The sequence below is a fragment of the Serratia proteamaculans genome (genome assembly GCF_949794035.1).
GTDB classification, from domain to species: Bacteria; Pseudomonadota; Gammaproteobacteria; order Enterobacterales; family Enterobacteriaceae; genus Serratia; species Serratia proteamaculans.
The window spans coordinates 1,603,088-1,626,764 of record NZ_OX461105.1; the positions used below are offsets into that span (position 1 = coordinate 1,603,088).

General features: G+C 54.3%; 23 protein-coding genes. 15 read left to right on the plus strand and 8 right to left on the minus strand.

Annotation, left to right across the window (positions count from 1 at the left end; genetic code table 11):
* Positions 1-190 precede the first annotated feature (190 nt).
* Positions 191-955: a DNA-binding transcriptional repressor YgbI gene (gene ygbI / locus QOT07_RS07570; protein WP_112348217.1), complete on the plus strand. Its 765-nt coding sequence runs from the start codon at positions 191-193 to the stop codon at positions 953-955.
* A 32-nt stretch (positions 956-987) separates the two neighbouring features.
* On the opposite strand, the gene QOT07_RS07575 is transcribed toward ygbI, so the two are convergent.
* The 5 genes from QOT07_RS07575 to QOT07_RS07595 form a co-directional block, all read right to left on the minus strand.
* On the minus strand, positions 988-1,188 hold the full coding sequence (locus QOT07_RS07575) for a hypothetical protein (protein ID WP_129935463.1): 201 nt from the start codon (positions 1,186-1,188) through the stop codon (positions 988-990).
* Positions 1,172-1,657 carry a hypothetical protein gene (locus QOT07_RS07580; protein ID WP_283602838.1) on the minus strand — a complete coding sequence of 162 codons (486 nt, stop codon included), beginning with the start codon at positions 1,655-1,657 and terminating at the stop codon, positions 1,172-1,174. Before QOT07_RS07580 ends, QOT07_RS07575 begins: the two co-directional genes overlap by 17 nt.
* A 124-nt stretch (positions 1,658-1,781) precedes the next feature.
* On the minus strand, positions 1,782-2,549 hold the full coding sequence (locus QOT07_RS07585) for a molybdopterin-dependent oxidoreductase (protein ID WP_099064058.1): 768 nt from the start codon (positions 2,547-2,549) through the stop codon (positions 1,782-1,784).
* Positions 2,542-3,147, minus strand: coding sequence for a cytochrome b/b6 domain-containing protein (locus QOT07_RS07590; RefSeq protein WP_283602839.1), 606 nt, complete (start codon positions 3,145-3,147; stop codon positions 2,542-2,544). Before QOT07_RS07590 ends, QOT07_RS07585 begins: the two co-directional genes overlap by 8 nt.
* Positions 3,148-3,161: 14 nt before the next feature.
* On the minus strand, positions 3,162-3,788 hold the full coding sequence (locus QOT07_RS07595; protein ID WP_099064060.1) for a hypothetical protein: 627 nt from the start codon (positions 3,786-3,788) through the stop codon (positions 3,162-3,164).
* 140 nt (positions 3,789-3,928) lie between these two features.
* On the opposite strand from QOT07_RS07595, the gene QOT07_RS07600 reads away from it, so the two are divergent.
* The 9 genes from QOT07_RS07600 to QOT07_RS07640 all read left to right on the plus strand — a co-directional run bounded on the left by QOT07_RS07600 (position 3,929) and on the right by QOT07_RS07640 (position 14,888).
* Entirely contained in the window at positions 3,929-4,600 is a 672-nt protein-coding gene (locus tag QOT07_RS07600; protein WP_099064061.1) for a heavy metal response regulator transcription factor, read from the plus strand.
* Positions 4,597-6,021, plus strand: coding sequence for a heavy metal sensor histidine kinase (locus tag QOT07_RS07605; RefSeq protein ID WP_283602840.1), 1,425 nt, complete (start codon positions 4,597-4,599; stop codon positions 6,019-6,021). Before QOT07_RS07600 ends, QOT07_RS07605 begins: the two co-directional genes overlap by 4 nt.
* Before the next feature lie 546 nt (positions 6,022-6,567).
* Positions 6,568-7,407 carry a winged helix-turn-helix domain-containing protein gene (locus QOT07_RS07610; protein WP_099064063.1) on the plus strand — a complete coding sequence of 280 codons (840 nt, stop codon included), beginning with the start codon at positions 6,568-6,570 and terminating at the stop codon, positions 7,405-7,407.
* Positions 7,408-7,605: 198 nt separating this feature from the next.
* Positions 7,606-8,235: a helix-turn-helix transcriptional regulator gene (locus QOT07_RS07615; protein ID WP_283602841.1), complete on the plus strand. Its 630-nt coding sequence runs from the start codon at positions 7,606-7,608 to the stop codon at positions 8,233-8,235.
* 435 nt (positions 8,236-8,670) lie between these two features.
* Complete coding sequence (gene ecpA, locus QOT07_RS07620; protein WP_085115879.1) at positions 8,671-9,258, plus strand: common pilus major fimbrillin subunit EcpA; 588 nt, start codon at positions 8,671-8,673, stop codon at positions 9,256-9,258.
* A gap of 81 nt (positions 9,259-9,339) precedes the next feature.
* A complete protein-coding gene (locus QOT07_RS07625) occupies positions 9,340-10,008 on the plus strand; it encodes an EcpB family pilus assembly chaperone (protein WP_112348225.1) in 669 nt (222 codons plus the stop codon).
* 54 nt (positions 10,009-10,062) lie between these two features.
* Positions 10,063-12,585: a CS1-pili formation C-terminal domain-containing protein gene (locus QOT07_RS07630; RefSeq protein ID WP_283602842.1), complete on the plus strand. Its 2,523-nt coding sequence runs from the start codon at positions 10,063-10,065 to the stop codon at positions 12,583-12,585.
* Positions 12,575-14,215, plus strand: coding sequence for a fimbrial adhesin EcpD (gene ecpD / locus QOT07_RS07635; protein ID WP_283602843.1), 1,641 nt, complete (start codon positions 12,575-12,577; stop codon positions 14,213-14,215). The genes QOT07_RS07630 and ecpD overlap by 11 nt, the downstream gene beginning before the upstream one ends.
* 10 nt (positions 14,216-14,225) lie before the next feature.
* Positions 14,226-14,888 (plus strand): fimbria/pilus periplasmic chaperone, encoded by a 663-nt coding sequence (locus QOT07_RS07640; protein ID WP_099064068.1) that lies wholly within the window; start codon positions 14,226-14,228, stop codon positions 14,886-14,888.
* A gap of 10 nt (positions 14,889-14,898) precedes the next feature.
* Here the strand turns inward: QOT07_RS07640 and QOT07_RS07645 are convergent, their stop codons facing one another.
* The gene (locus QOT07_RS07645; RefSeq protein WP_261415648.1) at positions 14,899-16,365 is read right to left on the minus strand and encodes a sensor histidine kinase; all 1,467 of its coding nucleotides are present in this window, start codon (positions 16,363-16,365) and stop codon (positions 14,899-14,901) included.
* Between the two features lie 3 nt (positions 16,366-16,368).
* Positions 16,369-17,082, minus strand: coding sequence for a response regulator transcription factor (locus tag QOT07_RS07650; RefSeq protein WP_283602844.1), 714 nt, complete (start codon positions 17,080-17,082; stop codon positions 16,369-16,371).
* A 150-nt stretch (positions 17,083-17,232) separates the two neighbouring features.
* Between QOT07_RS07650 and QOT07_RS07655 the strand changes: the two genes are divergently transcribed.
* Genes QOT07_RS07655 through QOT07_RS07665 form a run of 3 tightly spaced genes read left to right on the plus strand, consistent with a single transcriptional unit; the run spans position 17,233 to position 19,008 of the window.
* Entirely contained in the window at positions 17,233-17,844 is a 612-nt protein-coding gene (locus QOT07_RS07655) for a cytochrome b/b6 domain-containing protein (protein WP_099064071.1), read from the plus strand.
* A gap of 10 nt (positions 17,845-17,854) precedes the next feature.
* A complete protein-coding gene (locus QOT07_RS07660) occupies positions 17,855-18,643 on the plus strand; it encodes a molybdopterin-dependent oxidoreductase (protein WP_283602845.1) in 789 nt (262 codons plus the stop codon).
* Between the two features lie 59 nt (positions 18,644-18,702).
* Positions 18,703-19,008 carry a pentapeptide MXKDX repeat protein gene (locus QOT07_RS07665; protein ID WP_129935437.1) on the plus strand — a complete coding sequence of 102 codons (306 nt, stop codon included), beginning with the start codon at positions 18,703-18,705 and terminating at the stop codon, positions 19,006-19,008.
* A gap of 77 nt (positions 19,009-19,085) precedes the next feature.
* Here QOT07_RS07665 and QOT07_RS07670 read toward each other — a convergent pair whose 3' ends face one another.
* Complete coding sequence (locus tag QOT07_RS07670) at positions 19,086-21,125, minus strand: choline transporter (protein ID WP_099064074.1); 2,040 nt, start codon at positions 21,123-21,125, stop codon at positions 19,086-19,088.
* A gap of 414 nt (positions 21,126-21,539) precedes the next feature.
* Here QOT07_RS07670 and betI point away from each other — a divergent pair, with 414 nt between their 5' ends.
* Together betI and betB are read left to right on the plus strand one after the other, a co-directional pair.
* Positions 21,540-22,136 carry a transcriptional regulator BetI gene (gene betI / locus QOT07_RS07675; protein ID WP_112348233.1) on the plus strand — a complete coding sequence of 199 codons (597 nt, stop codon included), beginning with the start codon at positions 21,540-21,542 and terminating at the stop codon, positions 22,134-22,136.
* 20 nt (positions 22,137-22,156) lie between these two features.
* Positions 22,157-23,629, plus strand: coding sequence for a betaine-aldehyde dehydrogenase (gene betB, locus QOT07_RS07680; protein ID WP_283602846.1), 1,473 nt, complete (start codon positions 22,157-22,159; stop codon positions 23,627-23,629).
* Positions 23,630-23,677 lie beyond the last annotated feature (48 nt).

The window sequence follows — 23,677 nt, forward strand, 5'->3', positions numbered from 1 at the left end:
TTAACAGTTGTTGTTTCAGGTTTATATCAGATAAAAGAGCTAAAAATTGGCTTATCTCCCTGTTTTAAAACTATTTAAAATAATGTGTTGATACCATGACCCACCTCACGACCTGAATAAAGGGGACTGTTATCGAACGAAAATTGACGTAAAATCACAATTATTATCACTGCGGTAAAGAGAGGGAACCGTGATACCTGTAGAACGCCATCAGCAAATTTTAGCGCTGGTATCAGAACGTGGGGTGGTCAGCATTGCTGAATTGACCGAACGGCTGGGGGTGTCGCACATGACTATCCGCCGCGATCTGCAAAAGCTCGAAGAGCAGGGGGCGGTACTGGCGGTGTCGGGCGGCGTGCAGTCGGCAGAACGGGTGGCGATCGAGCCTTCTCATCAGGATAAGGAAGGGATGTACAGCCAGCAGAAAGCGGCCATTGGCCAGTTGGCGGCCCGGCAGATCCCTCCTGACAGCTGTGTCTATCTGGATGCGGGCACCACTACGCTGGCGCTGGCCAAGCACATCAGCGATCGCGACGATCTGACGGTGGTCACCAATGATTTCGTGATTGCCGGTTACCTGATTGAACACAGCCAGTGCAAAATCATTCACACCGGCGGTACCGTCTGCCGTGAGAATCGTTCATGCGTGGGTGAAGCCGCAGCGCAGGCGTTGCGTGGGTTGTTTATCGATCTGGCATTTATTTCCGCTTCGTCATGGGGCATGCGCGGGTTGTCGACGCCGAACGAAGACAAGGTGATGGTGAAGAAAGCCATTGTCGACGCCAGCCGCCGCTGCATCTTGCTCAGCGACACCTCTAAATACGGTAAAATCGCTACCTATCTGGCGCTGCCGATAACGGTATTTGACGCGATTATTACCGATGACAATCTGCCCGCCGCCGCGCGCGAGGCGATCTTGCAGGCAGATATCACGCTGATGACGACCGGGGAATGAGAGGCTAAAAACAGAAAACCCCCAGATGGGGGTTATGGCGTATCGTTGGAACGGTAGCGGCTGATGACCCGACCCGGCGTACCGAGGCAACCTCGTTCACGCCATTCCTGACACCTTTGTTCCCACCAGGCATCATGGAAAGCTTGTATGGCCTGCAGGCGCTGTTCTTTAATACTCAGAAAGTCCGAGCTCTGCTCCTGAGATTGATCTAAGACGTTAGATTTCGATGACATATAAACCGTCCTTTATGAATTCCATTTTGTACAAATACTGTACTCTCTGAGCATGTTTTTTCAAGAGTGAATCATAGATTTTGGCCAAGGCGGGTCTTAAAGGTACGCTAAAAACGAGCTTTGCCTGATATTGGGTAACGAAGTCGGTAATAGTTTTACCTATTCCCTCGACGAACAGGCGCTCACGTTCGGAAAATGTATACCCCATGGGGGTATAGGTATCGAATGCAGAGCGTCCTTGCCTGATGGCAAGATTCAGTGCTTTGACGTCATAAAACTCTATGGCATAAGCGTTATCTAAAAAGTCAGGGTCGGTATAAACACGCGTAAACCATGCCCGCATTTCTTGAGTGATATTTTTGAAATCAAGGTAATATTCAGCAGTTTTTTCGTCACTTTTGCTTACTGTTATCTGATATCTGAATTCACCCGCCCGTAGCGAATAACGTTCAGTAACATCAATCTCCATGATAAAATCCTTTTTATTATTACTTTTCCAATAGTTACCTTCCTTTTTAGTGATGAATTATTAACAGCGTCGGAATACATGTACTAGCCGTCAGCGGGAATTCTGCGCAGTGTTGCGCAAAAAACTAAATGCCGCTGAACCAGTTATAGCCCTGATCTTCCCAGTAGCCACCGGGGTTGGTGTCGCTGACAAAAATGGCGGCGATATGTTTGGCATTCTTGAACCCCAGCTTGGTCGGCACCCGTAGCCGCAGCGGGTAGCCGTAATCCGCCGGCAGCGCCTTGCCGCCGAAATCCAGCGCCAGAATCGTCTGTGGATGCAGCGCGGTGGCCATATCGATGCTGGAGTAATAGCGGTCCGCACATTTGAAACCGACATAGCGGGCGTTCAGATCTGCCCCGACATGCTGCAGGAAGTTGCGCAGCGGCACGCCGCCCCACTGGCCGATGGCGCTCCAGCCTTCGATACAGATCAAGCGGGTTATCTGGCTTTCCTGCGGCAGGCGTTGCAGCTGTTCCAGCGTCCAGGGTGCCTTTTTTTCAACTTTGCCAGAGACTTCCAACCGATAGCTGGCGAGATCCACTTCCGGCACGTTGTACTCGGGATAAAACGCATTGAACGGGAACGGATGGGTGATCTGCTCCGGGCGATAGGTCTGTGCCAGCTTTTGACCGTTGAACAGCCAGGCTTGCACCCGATCGTTCCAGCGCGACATGGCCCACAGTACTTTATCCACCTGATCCCCGTCCTGCAGGTTACAGCCGCTCAGCATGGCGATACCGCCCAGCGTCAGGCCGGATCGCAGCATCAGGCGGCGTTGTAAATTGACCAGCTGTTTCTTTTGCGCCGGTTCCAGCGTCGGTGCCGCAGGGCGCTGTTTTTTGTCATTCATGTTTGCCTCCCGCAATCATTGCCCATAGCGTGCGCGGCACGATAATCACCATCAGCAGGTGGATCACCACAAACAAGCCAATGCCGGACATAGCGAAAAAGTGAACGTAACGCGCGGTGTCAAAGCCGCCGAACAGGCTCACCAGCCCTTGCAGTTGCACCGGCTTCCAGATCGCCAGCCCAGAGAGCACCAACAGCAGGCCCAGAGCCAGTACGCCGAGATACATCAGTTTTTGAATGGCGTTATAGCGGCCGTGCTGATGTTTTAGCCGCAGCGTGAGCGCCTGCCAGATATCTCGCCCTAAGCTGCCTGCAGTAAGCGGCAGCAGGTCGCGTCGGAAATGGCCGCTGAACAGGCTCCACAGCAGATAGCACAGTGCATTGCCTGCCAGCAGCCACATTACTGCCAGATGCCAACCAATCGCGCCGCCCAACCAACCGCCGAGCGTAACCTGCGGCGGAAAGCGAAAGCCGAACAGCGGTGAGGCGTTATAGATTTCCCAGCCGCTCATAAACATACAAACCATGGCGAACAGGTTAATCCAATGGGTGATACGGACCGGCCAGCGATGCACCGGCCGTGGCGCGTTGGTTTTCATCACGAACTCCCGAATTACATTGGTGGAACGGTGCCGTTTTTACCGGCAGAAATGCGGGTGGCTACGCGTTCGCCCTTGTCGTCAGTCGCGGAGAACAACACGATGTGCACGCCAGGTTTCAGCAGGCTGCGATCGCCGGGATCGAGCGTGACGATCGGCACATCTTCCGGCACGTTGACGGTTTTCTGCTGGTTACCGTAGGTCACGGTCAGAGTACGGCCGTTGGATTTAACCAGTTTGCCGACGGTGCCGTTGGTCATGGTATCCACCTTGCCGTCGGCAGATTCCCAGGCCGAATGGCCTTCACCGGTGCCGCGCAGGCTGGCGGCAAACACGTGGACTTCCAGCGCCTTCAGGCTGCCGTCCGCTTGCGGTACCGCGGCGGTGCCGATAAAGCTGTCCGGTTTGATGTCATCCAGCGTGCCTTTTGAAACGCTCAGCACCTTGGTCTGGTCGTTGAGTTTTACGCTGATCTTTTCCCCTTTGCGGTCAGTGACCTGCAGGCTGCTGTCGGTCACCTGATCGATAGTGCCGCGCAGGGGAGCAATCACTTTTCCTGGCGTTTGAGCCGCAGCGGCGGCTCCGCTGCACAGCATCAGGGTGGACAGCAGTAAACCGGCAAAACGATGACGGGTAATCATAATGTTCTCCTTTGTTTAGGTTGCCGGTTAAGCATGGTTGAACAATAGGGACAGCACCATGTCCGTTTAATGACATTAATGTCATCAAGCATGTCCGCCGAAACTGCTAGTATTTCCGCAGGTGTAATGAGGTGGCGACAATGCGGATATTGGTAGTTGAAGACGACATCAGCACGGGTGATTACCTGAAGAAAGGGCTGGGGGAAGCCGGGTACAGCGTCGATTTGGCGCGTAACGGCACCGACGGCCTGTTCCTGGCGCTGGAGCAGGGCTACGATGCCATCGTGCTCGACGTGATGCTGCCGGGGTTGGATGGTTGGCAGATCATTGAGGTACTGCGCAAGAAAAGCGACGTGCCTATTTTGTTTCTGACCGCCCGCGACGGGGTACAGGATCGTATTCATGGGCTGGAGCTCGGGGCCGATGATTATCTGATTAAACCGTTTTCCTTCACCGAACTGGTGTTGCGACTGCGCACGCTGCTGCGGCGTGGCACGGTGCGTGAGGCCGACCACTATGCGATTGCCGATCTGCAACTTGACGTCCTGCGCCGCAAAGCGGTACGGCAGGAACAGGTGATCTCGCTGACCAACAAAGAATTCATGTTGTTACATCTGTTGGTGCGCCGGGAAGGGGAGGTATTGTCTCGCACCATGATCGCCTCGCAGGTCTGGGACATGAACTTTGACAGCGATACCAACGTGGTGGATGTGGCGATCAAGCGGCTACGCGCCAAGATTGACCGACCCTTTGACGTCAAGCTGATCCACAGCGTGCGCGGTATCGGCTACGTTTGCGAGCCGCGTTCATGAAGGCCCTGGCTCAACGCTGGCGTGCGCTGTCGTTGACACTGCGCAGTGCCATGCTGTTTGCGCTGGTGGCGGCACTGGTGGTCAGCGGTGCGGGAGGATACCTGTACGGAGCCATGCGTCAGGAGATGACCATCCGCAGCGATTTGCAGGTCACCGGCCGCGTGGAGTATTTCCGCCATTTATTGAGCCAGCGTTTTCCGCTCGACCGGCTGACGGCGAACACCGGCCTGTTCGAAAATATGCTGGGCAATGAACAGGATGTCCTTATTTTTCAGCAACTGGGTCAAAAGCCGTTAATCAACGTTAACCCGTCCCGATTGACCCTGCCGCCAATGACCCCGACGCCGGTGGGCACACCGCAGCGGTTGACTGCGGTACAGGGTGGGCTGACAGAGCAAGGCGTGCCCTTGCGTGCCGTCTCGGCGTTGGTCAGGCTACAGGACGGCAACCTGCTGCAGATCTCGGCGGCCCATGTGATGGTCAATGAACAGAAGATGTTGGCGCGTTATCTTTGGCGAATTGTGGCCGCGGTGGTGGTGGCGTTTGTCCTGATCGCCTTGCTGGGGTATTGGGTGATGCGTCGTGGGCTGCAGCCATTATGGCGTATGGCGGCGCAGGCGGCGGTGATCACGCCGAATACGCTGTCGACTCGCCTGAGTGAGCAGGGCGCGCCGAAGGAGCTACAGCAACTGACTCGTTCATTTAATGCCATGCTCGATCGTCTGAACGATGGCTACCAGCGTCTGACACAGTTTTCCGCCGATTTGGCGCATGAGATCCGCACTCCGGTGGGCGCGCTAATGGGGCAATGCCAGGTGGCTCTCTATCAGTCGCGCAGCGTGGAGGAGTATGAAACCCTGCTGTCGAACAATATGGAGGAGCTGGAGCGCATTTCACGCATGGTGGAAAACATTCTGTTCCTGGCGCGTGCGGGAGAAGGGCAAGCCGTGCTGAACGCCAGCCGGCTTGATGTGGCGCAAGAGCTGCAGCGAGTGGCGGACTATTTCGAAGGTCTGGCAGAAGAGCGCGGTATGACACTGGTTTGCCAGGGGGAAGGGCAACTGTTGGCGGATGCGATGCTGTTCCAGCGTGCATTGAGCAATTTGGTTGCTAATGCGGTGCGTTATGCCGATGAAAATAGCCAGATACAGTTGCAGGTGCTTAGCCAGCCGACGGGGGAGACGGTGATACAGGTGGTTAATCAGGGACCGCCGATTGCCTCGGCGCATCTGGACAAGTTGTTCGACCGTTTTTACCGGGTCGACGCTGCCCGCAGTGCCGGCAGCCATGCCAGCGGTCTGGGGTTGGCGATCGTCCGTGCGATTATGACGCTGCATGGTGGTGTGAGTCGTGCTCACTGTTCCGCAGGGAATCATGCTGTCCGGATCACCTTCAGCCTGACCTTTCCCGCTGCGGATTAATTTAATTACGCTGTTTAAGGCTATTTTTTACGTCAATAATATAGTGACATAGGGTATTATTGACGTAAATGTTATTCGTAACATTTTACTTTCATTTCCTTCCTTATTGCCTCTATAACCCCCGTATCAAGTGATTAACTCTGCTGATGATTACGTCAATTTTGCGCTTTACCCTTTGATTTCTGGTTAAAAACAACACTGTTAAAATTTATGCAATATTATTTATTCATTAAAAATGCTTGCAATAAATGAACGGAAAGGATTTTTAGCTTAAAGGCGGTAATTTACAAAACAAAAAACTAACTTTAAGAACCTTTACATATAAATATATCAATGGTTGTGATGTTTGTATAATCTTTGGTTATGGTTTATGAGAAAAATCTTATATCTAAAATAGTAAGGAAAGAGACATCCATTCTGTGGCGTTAATTGATTTTCATTTCGATTGCTAGCTGAGATTGACCAATTAACCTGATTAAATATTGCTTAATATCCCATTAACATTTAACGCCGGCGATAAATAATCACTAGAGTGACCTTTAAAAAATGAAATATAGATTAAACGACCACATTATTTTTGATGTGGATACGGGTACCCTGAGCCAGACGGAGTTCTCTGATGACCCCATCTCTATTTCCAATCCTTCAAAACGATTACTGCTGCTATTGATTACCCATCATGGTGAGGCCGTTTGCAGGGAAGTGATATTCAAGAAGGTTTGGGATGATTATGGCATGGTTTCAGGCAACAATAATCTTAACCAGTGTGTGAGCAAACTGCGTCGGGTAATTAAAAATCTGGGCATTGAGGAAGAGGTAATCGCTACCGTTCCCAAAGTCGGTTTTATGCTGCGCTATGAAATAGAGGTGGAATCCTGTGACGGTTCGCAGGACAGCTTCACGGACGAAGACATACCCGTGGTTCCGCGAGCCTCAGATCAACCTGAAATAGCCTCATCGCCCGCAGAGCCGCCAGTCACCGGGATGGTCTACGCCGGCTATTCCCGGCGTTGGTGGGCGATAGCCAGCGTAGTCGCGCTGGGGGTGATTATGTTGGTGGTGGCCATTAGCAGCTATCTCACCGGATCGGTTTCCCGGCAGGAAATTTATCTGGGTAAGGCCAACAGCTGCAAGGTTTTCATGTCGATGCCCGGCGCTGCGGCCGCCGCCAGTGCCGGTCTGAGCCGTGACATTCTGGCCTATGCCGCTCCGCAGACAGCAGAGTGCAGCGGTGATGAGTTTTTGTTGGTGGTACGCAGCAACCAGGTGCGCTCGTACATTTCCGGCATTTCCCGGCTATTTTTCCTGCGTTGTCGCATTTTGCGTGAGCACAGGGTCGAAATTTGTTCTGGTCTTGAAAGCGACAAAGCAGCAATTATCAATTAATCGGTGTCAGGATGAACACCACCCCGGGGGAAAGGAATATGCCGCCAATATTATCACCTTGATATTAACCACTTAACTTTCACTGCCTGGCTATTAATGCAGCATTTTTATGGCGCAACATTTATACTTTGCCAACCTGTGATGCTCGACATTTCCGCCTTGATCGCTATTTTTATACCTACTTTTCGGTAATAGATTATGACGAATACCCCTATCAGGGAGACTATTCTTTTTTATGAACCCAATCCCTGGGTGAGAAAAGGATTACGGGCGCTTATTGACCCTGAGCCCACACACTATCAATTTGCCCACAGTATCAGGGAAATAGACGCTGTGCTGAAGGAGAATGAGAAACAAATCCTCATTATGGAGTTATATAATGAAAGTGAGAGTTTGTATGATGTATTACGCTTCATTCTGACCATTAACGATTTCTGGCCGAAGACGCCGCTGATCATATTTACTGAAATCACCAACGCCAGCATATTGGCGATGCTGGCGGCGGAGGCGCATTTATCCCTGGTGGCAAAAGAAGATCCGCTGGATTGTTTGTTCGAGGCCTTTGCCGCTGCCGATACGGGGGTGGGGTATCGCAGTCCGGGTATTCAGACGGCATTGACTCAACCCGTAGAGCCTCTTTCCCGCAGTGAATGGCGCATATTGGCGATGATGATTACCGATACCAATCCGCAACGCATTGCCCGTGTCACGCATCGCAGTTATAAAACGGTGAGTACCCATAAGTTGAATATCATGCGCAAACTTGGCCTTAATCAGGTGGGGTTTATGCGTTTGATTCTGGCTTTTCGCCTCCAGCACCCAGTCTGAAAGTAAGTCGTCGGTCTGTCTTGGCTCCGGGGCAGTCGGCGACGTATTCCCCTTCTCCTCAGATCTTTTATTTATGCCGGGCGCCTCATTCCGGCAGAATTGATTTAAATCAAATTAAACATCCTACAAAAACAATCAGGAAGGTCGTATTTTGATTTGGCGTAACTGAGTGTTTTATATACAGTTACGGCCGCTTTATTTGTCCGTAAAATAATAAGTTTTTTGTCCTTAGAGACGATGCTGTTTGGGATTTTAACCTTAAAATTGGTTTTATAAATATTAATATCAGAATTTAAAACTAAATATTTATCAATTGACAGTTAATGATTCTTTTTTGATCTAATGCGGTTACTCTTCATCTCGTCAAGCAGACTGGCTAAAGCAGGTCACGCTAATGGACGCACAATCATATTCAAAGTTGAAGGGAGTTTTACCATGAAGAAAATTACACTGGCTCTGGCAATCATTTCAGCCTTCGCTGCGGTCAGCACTGCACAAGCCGCCGACGTCACCGCTCAGGCGTTGGCCACCTGGTCTGCTACTGCGAAGAAAGACACCACCAGCAAGCTGGTTGTTACCCCTATTGGCAGCCTGTCCTTCAACTATGCGGAAGGCATCAAGGGTTTTAACAGCCAGAAAGGTCTGTTTGACGTGACCGTGGAAGGGGATGCTACCGCGACCGCATTCAAACTGACTTCCAAACTGGTTTCCAACACCCTGACTCAGCTCGATACCTCAGGTTCCACCCTGAACGTAGGTGTGAACTACAACGGTGAAGCCGTAGAGAAAACCGCTGAAACCACCATGATCGATACCTCTGCCGGTATTCTGGGCGGCAACCTGAGCGCGCTGTCCAACGCTTATAACCAGGCTGTTCGCACCAGCGCACAAGATCAGTTCACCTTCACCATCATTGGTGCCACCTCTGACGGCACTACCGCCGTGACGGATTTCAGCACCTTGCCTGAAGGGATCTGGAGCGGCGATGTGAGCGTTGAATTCAACGCCACCTGGACCGCGTAACTTCCCAGGTTCACCGCTATAAAACAGGGGGGCAACTCCCTGTTGTTTATCGCCACAGAAGCTCGTCATTGGAATGCCACCATGAAACACATCTCTCTCGCCGCTCTCCTGCTGTTATCGCTGTCTCACCCTGTTTTCGCGCTGGATGTCGGTGAGATCAGTTCATTCATGCACAGCGATAGCGCGCGTCTGAGTAAAGAGATCAAGAACACCACCGACAGTGGCCGCCTGGTGAACATCAAAATCGAGCGTATCTCCAGCCCACTGGAATCCGGAGCCGTGGTGCCGATGGGCAGCAAGGACGAAATGTTGCTGTCACCGGCCAGCCTGATATTGCCAGCCAACGCCAGCGATGTGATCCGCTTTTATTACAAAGGTCCCGCTGACGGCCAGGAGCGCTATTACCGCATCGTCTGGTTCGATCAGGCGCTGAGCGACGTAGGGCAAAACTCGGCCAGGCGCAATGCTGTTGCGACCACCTCTGCGCGTATTGGCACCATTTTGGTGGTGGCGCCAAGGCAGGACCAATTCAATTACCAGTTTGCCGACGGACAGATCAAAAACACCGGCAACGCCACTTTCAAGGTGGTGGCCTACGGCAACTGCCGCAGCAAGAAAGACGGCAATGACTGCAAGGAAAACTATTTCGTAATGCCGGGCAAGGCACGTGGTTTCAGCAAAGTGGACGTCAACGACAAGAAAGGTCGCGTGGCGCTATGGCATGGCGACCAGTTTATCCCGGTGAAATAGAGCAGGTTGTCTGCGATGAAACGGAATGCACCACATTAAAGCAAGGAGTGGCATGTGAAGGCTGTGCTGTTGAGAACGCTGCTGGCCAGCGGGGTGATGGCGATCCCTGCGGTGTTGCTACCGGGCCAGACGGTGAACGCTGCCGGGCTGACCCAGATTGACGGTGTGTTAATCCCACAGACCTTCAGCCTGGCGCTGCGCGAAGGCATGAGTATTCCATTACTGCTGCACTTTGAAAAAAATAGCGGCGTAAAAGATGACCGCCGTATTGGTCACGCCTTTTTATACCTGGATAACAATCAGCTGAAAATCCGCCAGATTACGCTGGAAGACGGTGACGATGGTACGCCGCTGACTGCAGAGACCATCAGGCAATTGCAGGCGCTGCAGGAAGCCGGCTTTGACCCGCAGCAGCGCATTGAACTGACGGATGACGCCTGGCTGGCGCTGGATTTCCGCCAGCTTAATTTGCAACTGGTGGTGAAAGAGGCGGCGATGGGAACCCTGTTGCGTGCTCGCTCCAGTGACATCGGCGTTTCCAGCGTGGACGCCATCAGCAGCACGCTGGATTATAACCTCGGGGTTTACGATAACCGCACCCGGGCCAGCGAGGGCAATACCTCCAGCTATTTGTCGCTCAACAGCGTGACAGCCCTGCGTGAGCATCATGTGGAAGTTAACGGTTCCGTCTATGGTATCGGCAGCGGCGATGAGAATGCCACGCTGTATAAGGTGATGTACGAACGTGATTTTGCCGGCCGTCGCTTTGCCGCCGGCATGCTGGACAGTTGGAATCTGCAGTCGCTGGGGCCGGTCACCACCATCAACTCCAGCAAAATTTATGGCCTGTCTTACGGCAACCGCGCCAACTCCACCGTATTTGATAACAGCCAATCGCTGACGCCGATCGTGGCGTTCTTCCCCTCGGCGGGGGAAGTACATTTGTCGCGCGAGGGACGATTGCTGAGTGTGCAGAACTTCGCCATGGGTAACCATGAAGTGGATACCGGCAACTTGCCCTACGGCATTTATGACGTTGAGGTTGAGGTGGTGGTCAACGGTCGGGTGGTGGATAAACGCATGCAGCGGGTAAACAAGTTGTTTAGCCCCAACCGCGGTGCTAATGCACCGCTGGCCTGGCAATTTTGGGGCGGGATGATCCGCATGGACGACTGGCGTGGTGATGATCAACGCCAACGGCAGGCCAAGGATTCTTACCTGATCGGCGCTTCGGCCACCGGTAACCTGCAGACGCTGAACTGGGCGCTTTCCGGTTACTCGTTTGACAGCAACGCGGTGGGCGAAAGCCGTATCAGCGTGCCACTGACCCAATCCATTCAGTTCAACGTGCAGAACATGGCGGCGTCTGACCATTCCTGGAGCCTGGTCAACAGCGTCAGTGCTGCGCTGCCCGGCGGTTTCAGCAGCCTGTGGGTCAACCAGGAAAAAACGGTGATTGGCGACAAGCTGCTGCAAAACGATGCGCACAACCGCGCCATCGGCGGCACGATGAATTTTGGCGCGCTTTGGTCGCCGTTGGGCAGCCTAAGCCTCAGTTACAACGACGATAAAAAGAACAGCAGCCACTATTACAACGCTGATTATTATCAAAATATTTTCACCGGTCGTTTTGGCACGCTTGGCGTGCGTGCCGGCGTTCAGCGTTACAACAACGGTGGCTACAGTTCGAATACCGGTAAATACATCGCACTCGATTTTTCACTGCCGATGGGCAACTGGCTCAGCGCCGGGGTTTCAAACCAGAACGGCTATACCACCGCTAACCTGGCCGCGCGTAAAGATATTCAAGACGGGCCAATCCGTACCCTTGGCGCCAACCTGTCACGGGCGATCTCAGGTGACACCAACGGCGACAACAGTATGAATGGTGGTGCCTACGCGCGCTTTGACACCAAGTATTCCGCCGGTACGGTCAACGTCAGCAGCTCTGCCGACGGTTACGTTAACACCAGCCTGACCGCCAGCGGCAGCGTGGGCTGGCAAGGGCGTGATATTGCGGCCAGCGGCAGAAATGAGGGCAATGCGGGCATCATCTTTAACACCGGCATCGAAAATGACGGCATGCTGACCGCCCGGGTTGATGGCCGGACAGTGCAGCTGACCGGCAATAAAAACTATGTGCCGTTGTCGCCTTACGGCCAGTACGAAGTTGAATTAATGAACAATAAAAACTCGGCGGAAAGCTTCGACATCGTCACCAGGCGCAAGAGCAAGCTGACGCTGTATCCAGGCAACGTGGCGGTGATCACGCCGGAAATTAAACAGATGGTGACGGTGTTTGGCCGCATCAAGGCGGAAGACGGCACGTTGCTGGCTAATGCCTATATCAAAAACCATATCGGCCGCACCCGCACCGATGAGAAAGGTGAATTCATTATGGATGTCGATAAGAAATTCCCGGTGATCGACTTTACCTACAGCGGTAACCAGAGCTGCGAAGTGGGCCTGGATCTGAGCAAAGCGCAGGGGGCGATATGGGTTGGCGACGTGATTTGTACCGGACTGAAAACCTATGCAGGTAACCAGCAGGCAGGAGAAATGGCGAATGAAGGCTAAGTTTACGCTGTTGCTGTTGCTGTTGCTGTTGGCTGCCTTGCCGTTGCGGGCAGCGATAAACGTGACTAACCGGCCGGATGCCGCGATGGTGAAGTTCGTGTTTGTCGAGAATAACGCCGATGACAACTTTTTTGTCACCCCGTCCGGGGCATTGGATCCGCGCATGACCGGCGCCAATAAATGGACCGGGCTGAAATACGGCGGCTCCGGCACCATTTACCAGCAGAGCCTGGGCTATGTGGATAACGGTTACAACACCGGCCTGTCGGCCAACAACCGTTTTGACATGTGGCTGGAAAATGCCCCGATCAAGAACCCGTTCCTCGGGCTGCGCTGCATTAACTGGTATGGCGGCTGTAATATGGATACCAGCCTGATTTTGCCGCAGGCCACCGATGAAAAAGGGTTTTATGGTGCAGTGGTGACCTCGGGTGGTGCTAAATGGATGCACGGCATGATGTCGCCGAGTTTCTATCAGTATTTGAAGCAGATGGCGCCCGGTGACGCGTTCAGCATGCAGATTAATGGTTGCCAGACCGCAGACGTCTACGATGCCAGTAACGGGGGGCGTTGCCAGGATCAGAGCAGGGGTAGCTGGTATAAACGCAACGTGACCCACAGCAAGGCGGCGCATCTGCGCTTTATCAACACCAACGCGGTGTCGGAAGTGTTTGTTAACAGTGACGGCGTGCCGATCATCGGTGAAGGCAATGCCGACTGCAAAAACCAGACTATCGGTTCGCGTTCCGGCATTACCTGCAAAATGGTCAGTTACGATCTGCAGACCGACGGCAGCGTCAGTAACACCTCGATTCATGTGTTCCCGGCGATCAACAATGCGGCGTTAACCTCGGCGACCAACGCCGCCGATTTGCAGTTCAGCCTGGACGGAAACAGCTGGAAAAATACCTCGGGTACCGGCAGTTACTACACTTTTAACCAACTGAAGAGCAGCAATGTGATCTATGTGTTCTTCGCCAGCAACTTTTTCAAACAGATGGTGAAGCTGGGCATCTCCGACAGCGGTACTCGTGACCTGATTAACTTCCGCTTTCAGAACACCACTTCGCCAGAGTCCGGTTGGTATGAGTTTTCCACCTCCAACCAGCTGATTATCAAACCGCGTGATTTCAGTATCAGCATCATTTCTGACGACTACGACAACCAGCCGCACCGTGAGGGCTACGTCGGCCCGGCAGAGCCGTCGCTGGAATTTGGCTATATCGTCACCACCAGCGGCAAGACCGCCGCCGATCAGGTGCGGGTGATGGCTACCGGCCCGACGCAGGCCATCAACGGGATTAATTACTGTATTTTTTCCTCGGCGGATAACCACAGTCAGGTGCCGTTCCCGGCCACGCTCAGTATCACCACCAGCACCAATGGTCAGCAGAGCTATGACGCCGGCTGCGACGGGCAGTGGCATGACATGACTAACGCGTTATGGAGCAGCACGCCGTGGAACGATATTTCCGGCGAGGTCGGGGTGCTGAACAAAACCCGGGTGAAGTTCAGCATTCCGATGAATAACCCGATCTCGCTTAAAACGGTGGACGGTAACGGCTGGTATGGCGACGTCAGTGCCGCCGGGGAGATCCACGTTGAAGCCACCTGGCGCAATATTAACTAGAGGAAACGCCGTGAGAAGCTGGCTGTTGTGGCTACTGTGTCTGCCATTGAGCGCGACGGCGATTAATGTCGGCACTCTGACGTTTGCGATGGATCAGGACCAATCGTTCACCGCCAAGCGGGTGCTGAACAATAACCGCAGCGCACGTATTTATCAGGTGACTTTGCGGGCCATTGACCGGCCGGGGGAGAATGAGGCTCGCAGCCGCCCGGCGGACGGCGAACTGCTGTTTGCCCCACGTCAGCTACAACTGCAGGCCGGGCAGGGCGAATATTACAAGTTCTTCTACCGTGGCCCGCAGGATAACCGTGAGCGTTATTACCGGGTGTCATTTCGCGAAATTCCCACCCGCCTTTTCGACCCGGCGCAGCGTCAAACTACCGGCGTCAATCTGGAGCCGATAGTGGTGATGGACACCATTTTGGTGGTGCGCCCGCGCCAGAGCAATTTCGCCTATCGGCTGGATCCGCAGCGCGGTACCCTCACCAATACCGGCAACACCTACTTTAAATTCCTGCTCAAACCCGGTTGCGACAGCACCGATGAAGAGGGGATCACCGAGTACCTGCGCCCCGGTGATACGCTGACCCATGCCGGTATTCGACTGAAAGGGCAGAAATTTATTATCTATAACGACAAATTTATCAGCGTCGATAAAAGCTGTATTAATTAGCCATAAACCACTAGCGCAGCGGGATCGAAAAGCGGAAACAGGCACCGGTTTGCGGCCGCTCGACCAATTGGATATCGCTGTCGTGCAGCAGCAAGATGCGCCGAACGATCATCAGCCCCAAACCGCTGGCATGACGGCGCGCGCTGCTCAGAATGGAAGGGCGCATGAACAGATCGGCACGCAGCTCCTGTGGAATACCCGGGCCGCTGTCATTGACCTGCACCAGCACCTTGCCTGCCTGTTGCCACAGGCGCACCTCGATCTCGCCGCCCTGCGGTGTGTGGCGGATGGCGTTATCCAGCAGGTTGGTCAGCACCCGTTCAATCATGCTGACGTCGGCAAACACCAGGGGAATACCCGGGGTGATATCCGCCAGCAACCGCTGCTGACGTGCCTCCGCCGCCAATTCAAACTTCTGGAAGACATCCTGCACCAGTTCGCTGAGTGAGAACGGCTCTTTCTGCGGTTTCACCACGCCATATTCCAGCCGCGCCAATTCGAACAGTTCCTGCGCCAATCGACCTACTTTGCGGCTCTGCGCCAAGGCGATCTCCAGATAGCGTTGACGATCGTTTTCGCTCAGGTTGGCGGACTTGACCGACAGCGTTTCCAGATAGCCGTGCAGTGACGTCAGTGGGGTACGCAGGTCGTGCGAGATGTTGGCGATAAATTCGCGGCGTTGCTGATCCTGCTGCGAAAGCGTCTGCCACTGCTCGGCAATACGCTGTGCCATGCTGCGGAATGCCTGCTGCAGTCGACTGACTTCATCGCGACCGCCGCTGTCGGCCGGCAGTGCCGCATAGGCTTGTACCGCCGCGATGCCACCGCTGTCCAGCTCACTGACCTGGCGTGTCAAACGGCGGATAGGTCGGGTCACCCAATAAAATGCAAAACCGCCGGCCACCAGGCTGAACAGCACCATCAGGCCGGATGTCCACAGCGCCATGGAGACCGCGGAGTTATGCAAAGCATGGCTGGTTAATGCGTCGTAATCCTCGCCCAGCAGCACCACATACAGATAGCCTTCAACCTGGCCATTGACCTTCAGCGGCGCGGCGCTGAACACTTTTTTGGCGTCCGGATTCCGTGGATCATCGCCGTAAACCGGCATATTTGCACCGTTGAACAGCGCCTGCAGCGGCTGCAGATCCACTTTCTGGCGTTTCAGATGGCCGGCCGGGGCGGCGTTACCAATGATGTCGCCCTGTTTATCGAGCAGGTACACCTCAACGCTGGGATTCACCGCCATCAGTTGATTAAACAGACTATTGACTGACTCCGCGTTCAGCCCATTTTGCCCTAACAGTGGGTTGCTGTCGGCAATGTGCTGCGCCAGATTACCGGACAGCCGTTGGATCACCCCCTGGCTGTACTGGGTGCTGCTGCGGACCTGCATCCAGCCGGAAATGGCGCAGCTGATTACCATCAACAGGGCGAAGATTAGGGTCAGGCGTTGCGTTAGCGTAAGGTTTTTCATGATTCACTCTTGCGGCGTTGCCGCGAATTTATAGCCCATGCCCCATACGGTGAGGATGCGCTCGGGTTCCGCCGGGTTGATTTCGATCTTGATGCGCAGCCGGTTGATATGAGTATTCACGGTGTGCTCGTAGCCTTCATGCTGATAACCCCACACCTGATTGAGCAGGCTGAGGCGGGAAAACACCTTGCCAGGGTGTTTGGCAAAAAAATACAGCAGGTCGAATTCACGCGGCGTCAGATCGACCGTCTGCTGGTTCAAATGCACTTCACGGGCAATCGGATCTATGGTCAAGCCGTCAAAACTGAGCGTGCCGGCGTCCATCCGCAGGTTACGGCTCATCGCCTCCTGGCGGCGGAACAGCGCCTTGACCCTGGCAACCAGCTCCAGCATTGAAAAAGGCTTGGCGAGGTAGTCGTCAGCGCCCAGCTCCAATCCCAGCACGCGATGTACTTCGCTGGAACGTGCACTGGTGATGATGATCGGCGTGTAGCGCGTCATATTGCGTGCCCGACGGCAGATCTCCAGCCCGTCGATCCCCGGCAACATCAGATCGAGGATCAGCGCGTCCCAGCCGCCCTGTTCCAGCATCGCCATACCCAGATTGCCATCGGCGGCATGGCTGATGTCATAGCCTTCATCGCGCAGATGTAATTGCAGCAGCTCTGCGATATTGCCGTCATCCTCGACGATTAAAATTTTCTTTGGCTTATCCATTCTTCTCACCGCTGATTGCCAGACCTGATTGAAGTCTACACAAGCGACGCAGCCGGAGTTATCACATTTTATTTAACTTTGCGTGAGGTCTTGGGGAACAAATCAGACGGATACTCAACACATCGAAACCGCCACCCTCAGGAGAGTCCCATGGCCATGTCTATTACGCCGGAGAAACCGGTGCTGATCCATCCGCTGTGGCTGCGCCTGACGCATTGGCTGAATGCGCTGGCGATGTTGATCATGGTGGCCAGCGGCTGGCGTATCTATAACGCCTCGCCGTTATTTAACTTCAGCTTTATCAATGAGCTGACATTGGGTGGTTGGTTGGGTGGTGCGCTGCAGTGGCACTTTGCCGGTATGTGGCTGTTTGGCATTAACGGTCTGTGTTATCTGCTGATTAACCTGTTTAGTGGCCGTCTGAAACGCAAGTTCTGGCCGCTCAGCCCGAAAGCCTTGTTGAGTGACCTGCTGGCGGCACTGCGGGGCAAGCTCGGTCACAACGATTTACGCCATTACAACATGGTGCAGCGGGTGGCCTACCTGTTTGTGATGGTGGCTGGGGTGGTGATGGTGCTGTCCGGCCTGGTGCTGTGGAAGTCGGTGCAATTTCCGCTGCTGCGTGAGCTGCTCGGCGGCTATGACGCGGCACGCTATATCCACTTTTTTGCCATGTCGGCGCTGGTGGGGTTTGTGGTGGTGCATCTGGTGATGGTAGCGCTGGTGCCACGCACGCTGTTGGCCATGCTGCGTGGACGTTAAGGAGAGCCCGATGAAAACAGATAAACAGCCGATCAGCCTAAGTGAAGGGCGGGAAATAGTCAGGGAGGCGCAGCAATTGCTGGCACGCCAACTGGAGTCCTCTTCACGCCGTCGTTTCCTGCGCAATGGGCTGACGCTGGGGGGGATTGCGATGCTCACCGGTTGTGACATCAGCGACAACGCCAATGTGGAACAGGCGTTGAACCGCATCTCGCGGTTTAACGATCGGGTACAGGGCTGGCTGTTCAATGCCGACCATCTGGCACCGGTGTACCCCGAATCGATGATCACCCGCCCGTTCCCGTTCAATGCGTTTTATGCCGAGGAACAGGCACCGGATATTAATGGTGACGACTATCGGCTGGAAGTCAGCGGACTGGTGCTGAATAAACACACCTGGACGCTGCCGCAATTGCACAAGATGTCGCAGATCAGCCAGGTGACGCGCCATATCTGCGTTGAAGGCTGGAGTGCGATCGGCAAATGGGGCGGAGTGCCGTTCGCGGAGTTTCTCCAGGCGATCGGCGCGGACCTGAGCGCCAAATATGTCAGCTTCAAATGTGCCGACGATTATTACACCAGTATCGACATGGCCACGGCGCTGCATCCGCAAACCATTCTGGCGCTGACCTACGACGGCCAGATCCTGCCGCGTAAATACGGCTACCCGATGAAGCTGCGCATGCCAACCAAGCTCGGCTACAAGAATCCGAAACACATTCAGGTGATTGAAGTCACCAACCGTTTTCCCGGCGGTTACTGGGAAGATCAAGGTTACAACTGGTTTGGCGGCAGTTAACGACGGCCGCAACTATCCCCCGGCACACAGGTGCTTTTTAAATGAGAGAAGGAAATACCATGAAAAAGTTATTCGCAGTGATGATGTGTAGCGCGTTGATGTTGGGTTCTGTCGCTGCCAATGCGGCAGACAGCATGAGCAAAGACGCGATGAAAAAGGACAACATGGGCCAGATGTCTCATGACGGCATGGCTAAAGATGGCATGAAAAAAGACGCCATGAAGAAAGACTGCATGAGCAAGGATTGCATGAAAAAAGATTCCATGAGTAAAGATGCGATGAAACACGACGGCATGAAGAAAGACAGCATGGCCAAAGACGGCATGAAAAAAGATGAGATGAAAAAAGACAGCATGGGGAAATAAGTGCTGCAGACTCAGGATAGCCTGAAAACCAAAGGCCACGTGATGTGGCCTTTGGTGTTTATTGCACTGATTAACGCTTACATATCCGGGAAGGTCAGGGTATTCCCCGGCGCCTCACGGTGGATGTGCACAAAGTTCAGGTGTTTTTCATACTGATCGAGGATATCGCCGATCACCTGTTCCTTGCTGTAGTCCATCAGGTCATTGCCCTGGGTACCTTCCATCAGGAAGGTTTCCAACCGGTAGTAGTGCGATTTACCGGAGCGGGCGCGATAGGTAAAGCCCGGCACGGAGTAACGCTGTGGCCAGATTTGGTAGGTAAAGTTCTGCTCTTCACCCAAATGCACCAGCAACTCCAGATGGTTTAAACGTTCATCTTCGGTTGGTGGCACCTCACTGAACTCCACTTTGGCACCGCGCAACTCCAGCTCACGCGCCACTTCCTGCATCGCCGGTCGGCAACGGGTATCCATCATTTTCTGCGTGTATTGGGTACCCGGATAATTCATCACCCGTGACAGGCGCTGTTTCCAGTTCAACACGTCATTGCTGGACACCGGCATCGGTGCGGTGGTGTTCAGGGCGCTGGCCTTGCGGTAATCCTCCACCCGCAGCGATTTATACAGCCCGGCCATCACGAAGAAGATCACAAAGCTGAACGGCAGGCCCATGATCACCGTGGTTTTTTGCAGCGCGGGCACGCCGTCGGTCATCAACATACCTATGGTCAGCAGGCCAATCGCTACCGACCAGAAAATACGCAGCCAGTTGGGGGCATCATTATTGATGTCGCTCAGGCGCGAGGTGAAGTTACCCAGCACCAGCGAACCGGAGTCCGCCGAGGTGACGTAAAACAGCAGGCCAGTGATAGTCGCCACCGAAGCGCTGAAGGTAAAGCCCGGGTACTGCGCCAGCAGGCTGTAGAAACCGCGTTCCGGGTACTGCATCACTTCCTGCGCAAAGGCGGCGTTGCCGTGAATAATCTGGTACAGCGCGCTGTTACCGAAGATAGACAGCCACAGCAGGGTAAACACGAAAGGAATAATCAGCGTGCCGACCACAAACTGGCGGATGGTACGCCCGCGTGAAATTCGCGCCAGGAACAGGCCGACAAAGGGTGCCCAGGCTACCCACCAGGCCCAGAAGAACAGGGTCCAGTTGTTCATCCACTCTACCGGACGATCGAAGGCGAAACTGTTAAGTGTCATACCCATAAAGCGGTTGACGTAATCGCCGACGTTGAGCACCAGTGCATTAAGCAGGAACTCGGTATCGCCGAAGAACAGTACGAACAGGATCAGCCCCAGCGCCAGCAGCACGTTGAGCTCGGAAAGAATACGGATGCCCTTGTTGACGCCGGAGGTCACCGAAATGGTGGCCATGATCACCGACAGCAGGATCAGCGCGGCCTGAACCGTCAGGTTTTCCGGTATGTGGAACAGGACTTTCAGCCCGTAGTTCAACTGCACCACGCCAATGCCGAGCGTGGTGGCGATACCGAAGATGGTGCCCAGTACCGCAGCAATATCAACGCTGTGGCCGATCGGGCCGTTGATGCGCTTGCCGAAGATCGGGTACAGCGCCGAACGGATGGTCAGCGGCAGGTTATAGCGGTAGCTGAAGTAGCCAAGAGCGATACCCATCAGCGCATACATCGACCAGCCGGTCAGCCCGTAGTGGAACAGCGTCCAGACCATCGCCTGGCGCGCGGCCTCCAGCGTCTGGCCCTGGCCTTCCGGTGGCATCATATATTGTGTTACCGGTTCGGCGACCGAGAAGAACATCAGATCGATGCCGATACCGGCGGCAAACAGCATCGCTGCCCAGCTCATCAGGCTGAATTCGGGTTTTGACTGCTCGGGCCCGAGCTTGATTGAACCAAAGCGTGAAGCGGCGATAAACACCACAAATACGATGTAAAGGGTGGCGGCCAGCAGGTAGTACCAGCCGAAGGTAGTAGAAACCCAATTCAGGGTGCGGGTGATCCATCGCCCGGAGAAATCGGTAAAAAAGATGGTCATCAGCGAGAAGGCCAGGATCAGCCCCGCCGAGGTGAAGAAAACCACAGGATTAAGGCCATCCTTTTGTGGTTTTGAGGAGGTTTCGCGTGTTGTCATCGTCTTCCTCTGTTTTTTAACAACTGAGTAAAATCGTGCCCACACACCAGCCTGAACGACACGCAGGTGTCGCCCGGAAACAGTGCGGATAAAAACGCCGCGGCAATTGCTGTTCTGCTTGCCAAAAGTTGCCGCTTTGTTTGTTAACGAAACGGGAAATCGTTTCGTGGTGGGAACCGCTTACAGACACTGATTTTGGTCAGATTCGTTAAATACCTCACGAAAATCAGCCAGTTCCACAACCGAAAAGTACATATTTGTAACCAAGCGGTAATAAAATATATGCAATTTTTATTGAACGTTCAATCAAAAAAAAGTTTAATAGTTGTCATGAAGACCAAGTTCAGCAGGCGGAAAGACGGTGAAACCCCGCCGCTGAGACGAGGCCGAAGTCGGTTTTGTGAGAGTCGAATTATGCCAAAGGTAGGAATGCAGCCGATCAGAAGGCAGCAGTTGATAGATGCCACGCTGGCCGCAGTCAATGAAGTTGGAATGCATGACGCCACCATTGCGCAGATAGCGCGACGGGCGGGCGTTTCCAACGGCATTATCAGCCACTATTTCAAGGACAAGAACGGCCTGCTGGAAGCCACAATGCGCTATTTGATTAGCCATTTGGGCGAGGCGGTGAAGCTGCGGTTGCAGGCGTTGAGCGACCACAGCCCGGCATCACGGCTGCAGGCGATCGTCGCCGGTAATTTCGACGACAGTCAGATCAACAGCGCGGCGATGAAAACCTGGTTGGCTTTTTGGGCCAGCAGCCTGCACCAACCGCAGCTTAACCGGCTGCAACAGGTGAACGGTCGTCGTTTGTATTCCAACCTGTGCGCTGAATTTAGCCGCGAACTGCCGAAGGCGCAGGCACGGCTGGCGGCCAAAGGGCTGGCGGCATTGATCGACGGTCTATGGTTACGCAGTGCGTTGCGCGGTGCGGCGTTTAATCAGGCACAGGCGATTGCGCTCACTACCGATTACATTACGTTTCAACTCCGGGGGCACACGCCACCCTGAGGACAACCCAAGGAGAACCTATGTCCCGTTTTGGCTTACAGAAGCTCTATATTAATGGTGCCTATGTAGACAGTACCGATGGAAAAACCTTCAACGCAGTGAACCCGGCGAATGGCGAAGTGCTTGCCGAGATCCAGTCCGCCAGCGCTGAAGACGTCAACCGTGCGGTTGCCAGCGCAGCCAGTGGACAGAAGGTATGGGCGGCGATGACGGCGATGGCACGTTCTCGTATCCTGCGTCGTGCGGTGGATATTCTGCGTGAGCGCAACGACGAACTGGCCGCGCTGGAAACGCTGGATACCGGCAAGGCGATGTCGGAAACCACGGCGGTAGATATTGTCACCGGTGCCGACGTGCTGGAATATTACGCTGGCCTGATCCCGGCGATCGAGGGGCTGCAGATCCCGCTGCGCGATACTTCTTTTGTTTATACCCGCCGCGAGCCGCTGGGCGTGGTAGCCGGTATCGGTGCCTGGAACTACCCGATTCAAATTGCCTTATGGAAGTCTGCGCCAGCGTTGGCTGCGGGCAATGCCATGATCTTCAAACCGAGCGAAGTGACTTCTTTGACGGCGCTGAAGCTGGCCGAGATCTACACTGAAGCCGGCCTGCCGGACGGCGTGTTCAATGTGGTCACCGGCAGTGGTGCAGAAGTCGGTCAGTACCTGACCGATCATCCGGGCATCGCCAAGGTGTCGTTCACCGGCGGCGTGAAAACCGGCAAAAAAGTGATGGCTAACGCCTCCGGCTCGACGCTGAAAGAAGTCACCATGGAACTGGGCGGTAAATCGCCGCTGATCATCTTTGATGACGCCGACCTGGATCGCGCCGCCGATATTGCCATGATGGCCAATTTCTACAGCTCCGGCCAGGTGTGCACCAACGGTACCCGCGTGTTTGTACCGGCAGCGCTGCAGGCGCAATTCGAAGCCAAAATTCTCGAGCGGGTAAACCGCATTCGTCTGGGTGATCCTACCGATCCGCAAACCAATTTTGGCCCGCTGGTCAGCTTCGCGCACATGGAGTCGGTGCTGCGCTTTATCAAAAGCGGTAAGGACAGCGGCGCGCGTCTGCTGTGCGGCGGTGAGCGTGTGACGACCGGTGAATTTGCCAAGGGCGCTTATGTGGCCCCGACGGTATTTACCGATTGCCGTGACGAGATGGAAATCGTGCGTGAAGAGATCTTCGGGCCGGTCATGAGCATCCTCAGCTATCACAGCGAAGAAGAAGTGATACGTCGCGCCAACGATACTACCTTTGGCCTGGCTGCCGGGGTCGTCACTAACGATCTGACCCGCGCCCACCGGGTGATCCATCAGTTGGAAGCCGGCATCTGCTGGATTAACACCTGGGGCGAGTCGGCGGCGGAAATGCCGGTCGGCGGCTACAAACAGTCTGGCGTCGGTCGCGAGAATGGCCTGATGACGCTGGAGCACTACACCCAGATCAAATCAGTGCAGGTCGAGCTGGGCGAATACGCCTCCGTATTTTAACTATCCCCGCTTTTTCTTTCGCCTGGCGCGTTCGCGTCAGGCGCATTG

Bases quoted from the DNA above. Each gene is read 5' to 3' on its own strand.
- QOT07_RS07575 (WP_129935463.1), bottom strand. From the start codon at position 1,188: ATGTCATCGAAATCTAACGTCTTAGATCAATCTCAGGAGCAGAGCTCG.
- QOT07_RS07580 (WP_283602838.1), bottom strand. From the start codon at position 1,657: ATGGAGATTGATGTTACTGAACGTTATTCGCTACGGGCGGGTGAATTC.
- QOT07_RS07585 (WP_099064058.1), bottom strand. From the start codon at position 2,549: ATGAATGACAAAAAACAGCGCCCTGCGGCACCGACGCTGGAACCGGCG.
- QOT07_RS07590 (WP_283602839.1), bottom strand. From the start codon at position 3,147: ATGAAAACCAACGCGCCACGGCCGGTGCATCGCTGGCCGGTCCGTATC.
- QOT07_RS07595 (WP_099064060.1), bottom strand. From the start codon at position 3,788: ATGATTACCCGTCATCGTTTTGCCGGTTTACTGCTGTCCACCCTGATG.
- QOT07_RS07600 (WP_099064061.1), top strand. From the start codon at position 3,929: ATGCGGATATTGGTAGTTGAAGACGACATCAGCACGGGTGATTACCTG.
- QOT07_RS07605 (WP_283602840.1), top strand. From the start codon at position 4,597: ATGAAGGCCCTGGCTCAACGCTGGCGTGCGCTGTCGTTGACACTGCGC.
- QOT07_RS07610 (WP_099064063.1), top strand. From the start codon at position 6,568: ATGAAATATAGATTAAACGACCACATTATTTTTGATGTGGATACGGGT.
- QOT07_RS07615 (WP_283602841.1), top strand. From the start codon at position 7,606: ATGACGAATACCCCTATCAGGGAGACTATTCTTTTTTATGAACCCAAT.
- ecpA (WP_085115879.1), top strand. From the start codon at position 8,671: ATGAAGAAAATTACACTGGCTCTGGCAATCATTTCAGCCTTCGCTGCG.
- QOT07_RS07625 (WP_112348225.1), top strand. From the start codon at position 9,340: ATGAAACACATCTCTCTCGCCGCTCTCCTGCTGTTATCGCTGTCTCAC.
- ecpD (WP_283602843.1), top strand. From the start codon at position 12,575: ATGAAGGCTAAGTTTACGCTGTTGCTGTTGCTGTTGCTGTTGGCTGCC.
- QOT07_RS07645 (WP_261415648.1), bottom strand. From the start codon at position 16,365: ATGAAAAACCTTACGCTAACGCAACGCCTGACCCTAATCTTCGCCCTG.
- QOT07_RS07650 (WP_283602844.1), bottom strand. From the start codon at position 17,082: ATGGATAAGCCAAAGAAAATTTTAATCGTCGAGGATGACGGCAATATC.
- QOT07_RS07655 (WP_099064071.1), top strand. From the start codon at position 17,233: ATGGCCATGTCTATTACGCCGGAGAAACCGGTGCTGATCCATCCGCTG.
- QOT07_RS07660 (WP_283602845.1), top strand. From the start codon at position 17,855: ATGAAAACAGATAAACAGCCGATCAGCCTAAGTGAAGGGCGGGAAATA.
- QOT07_RS07665 (WP_129935437.1), top strand. From the start codon at position 18,703: ATGAAAAAGTTATTCGCAGTGATGATGTGTAGCGCGTTGATGTTGGGT.
- QOT07_RS07670 (WP_099064074.1), bottom strand. From the start codon at position 21,125: ATGACAACACGCGAAACCTCCTCAAAACCACAAAAGGATGGCCTTAAT.
- betI (WP_112348233.1), top strand. From the start codon at position 21,540: ATGCCAAAGGTAGGAATGCAGCCGATCAGAAGGCAGCAGTTGATAGAT.
- betB (WP_283602846.1), top strand. From the start codon at position 22,157: ATGTCCCGTTTTGGCTTACAGAAGCTCTATATTAATGGTGCCTATGTA.